We start from the raw sequence: 2,288 nt of genomic DNA, 5'->3' as shown, positions 1-2,288 counted from the left end.
CCAGCGGTTCCAGGTCTCTTCGCGGTTGTAGACGAATGAGCGGTTTTGTTTCGAATTGCCTGCGGCAATCCGACGGAGCGGGGGGCGCTGCCCCGTCGCCATTATCGCTCGGACCAATGGCGCATCCAATGGCGTCCCCCCGGGGTATTTTCGAGCCAGAGAAGCTATGAGAGTGTACCTGGATCATAACGCCACCACACCGCTTCGCCCCGAGGCGCGCGCGGCCATGATGGACGCGATGGATGTGGTTGGGAACCCATCCTCTGTTCATGCGGAAGGGCGGGCGGCAAAGGGGCTGGTCGAGCGCGCGCGCGCGCAAGTTGCTAGTTTGGTTGGGTGCTCGGTCAATCAGGTGGTTTTCACCTCGGGGGCCACTGAGGCCGCTGCATTTGCGTGTCACGGAAAATCCCTCGCCTGCGCAGATATCGAGCATGACGCCGTGCATGCCCATCAGGTCGACCCCTTAGATGTCGATAACGTTGGTGGGGTTTGTTCATCTGAGGCATTGGGGCAAATTCTGGCGGTTCAAGCCGCAAATTCTGAAACAGGTATTATTCAGGACTTGTCCGGACGGGGTGAAATCGCGCATCAAAAGAATGCTTTTTTGCTGGTTGATGCGGTTCAGGCTTTAGGCAAGATTGCATTTTCCGCACGCGATGAAAATGCGGATTATACCTTGGTCTCTGCGCACAAATTGGGCGGACCAAAGGGGATTGGCGCTCTTTGTCTTCGGCAGGGCCTTGAATTAACCGCAATGATTGAAGGTGGTGGCCAAGAAATGGGCCGTCGTTCCGGGACCGAAAATGTCATTGGAATCGCGGGTTTCGGCGCCGCAGCTGAAGCCGCAAAGCTTGATGTTGAAGGCGGCGCATGGGACCGTGTCGAGAAACTTAGAAATATTCTAGAAAACGCTATTGAGGCTTCTGAAAAAGAGACTATTTTTGTCGGGAAAGGCGTGCCGCGCCTGCCAAACACATCCTGCATGCTGACACCCGGCTGGAAAGGGGAGACGCAAGTGATGCAGATGGATTTGGCGGGGTTTGCGATATCTGCAGGGTCGGCATGCTCCAGCGGCAAGGTGAAATCCAGTCGCGTTTTGCAGGCGATGGGCTATAGCCCGGACGACGCCGCCTGCGCGATCCGGGTTAGTCTCGGGTTGCAAACAACGGAAGATGAGGTGCTGCGCTTTGCCGAAACATGGCACGCAGCGCGCAAGAAACAAAAGGCGCGAGCCGCATGAGCGCGGGGGAAGGCGATATGAGCTTGGATGATGTTCAGGTAAAAGAAGGTGTAGAGCAGGAGACCGTAGATGCGGTTAAAGGGCTCGCCGGCAACTACAAATATGGCTGGGACACCGAGATTGAGATGGAATATGCCCCCAAAGGGCTGACCCCCGATATCGTGCGTTTGATTTCTGAAAAGAATGACGAACCGGACTGGATGACCGAGTGGCGTCTGGACGCCTATGCCCGCTGGCTGACCAAGAAAGAGCCTGATTGGGCCATGGTGGATTATCCTGAAATCGATTTTCAGGATCAGTATTACTATGCTCGTCCCAAATCGATGGAAGAAAAGCCCAAATCGCTGGACGAGGTCGATCCAAAACTTCTTGCGACCTATGAAAAACTGGGCATTCCGCTGAAAGAGCAGATGATCCTTGCTGGCGTTGAGGGCGCAGAGGACGCACCCGCAGAGGGGCGCAAGGTGGCCGTGGATGCAGTCTTTGACTCTGTATCCGTCGGGACGACGTTTCAGGCAGAGCTGAAGAAGGCGGGCGTGATTTTCTGCTCCATCTCTGAGGCGATCAAAGAGCATCCTGAGCTGGTCAAGAAATACCTAGGCTCGGTCGTGCCCGTATCTGACAATTTCTATGCAACGCTGAATTCCGCCGTCTTTTCGGATGGATCGTTTGTCTATGTGCCGCCGGGCGTGCGCTGCCCGATGGAGCTGTCCACCTATTTCCGCATCAATGCCGAAAACACCGGCCAATTCGAGCGGACCTTGATCATCGCCGACAAAGGCTCCTACGTGTCTTATCTGGAAGGCTGCACCGCTCCCCAGCGGGACACATCGCAGTTGCACGCGGCGGTGGTTGAAATCATCATCGAAGAAGATGCAGAGGTGAAATATTCGACCGTTCAGAACTGGTATCCGGGCGATGTCGGACATTTTACACCTTTAGGAATAAAGACAAAAGACCCATCACTAAATACAGCAGAATTAAGAGCAGTAAAAAAATTATCCCCTACAGGTACAACACTACCAAGATATTTTTCCACCAACTCTGG

The 2,288-nt window shown here is 54.5% G+C and carries 1 protein-coding gene and 2 pseudogenes; 2 read left to right on the top strand and 1 reads right to left on the bottom strand.

Annotated elements, in window-relative coordinates; genetic code table 11:
* Positions 1-166: 166 nt before the first annotated feature.
* Entirely contained in the window at positions 167-1,240 is a 1,074-nt protein-coding gene (locus tag F6K13_RS29170) for a cysteine desulfurase family protein (RefSeq protein WP_287289287.1), read from the top strand.
* A 17-nt stretch (positions 1,241-1,257) separates the two neighbouring features.
* Positions 1,258-2,160, top strand: a pseudogene (locus F6K13_RS29165) (SufD family Fe-S cluster assembly protein); the annotation flags it as partial.
* A gap of 2 nt (positions 2,161-2,162) precedes the next feature.
* On the opposite strand, the pseudogene F6K13_RS29160 reads toward F6K13_RS29165, so the two are convergent.
* Positions 2,163-2,288: pseudogene (locus F6K13_RS29160) on the bottom strand (hypothetical protein); the annotation flags it as partial.

Origin of the sequence: Okeania sp. SIO2B9, assembly GCF_010672505.1 — a bacterium.
Taxonomy (GTDB): domain Bacteria; phylum Cyanobacteriota; class Cyanobacteriia; order Cyanobacteriales; family Microcoleaceae; genus Okeania; species Okeania hirsuta.
The sequence above is the reverse complement of the archived record's forward strand: the minus strand, read 5'-3'. Positions and strand labels throughout refer to the sequence as shown.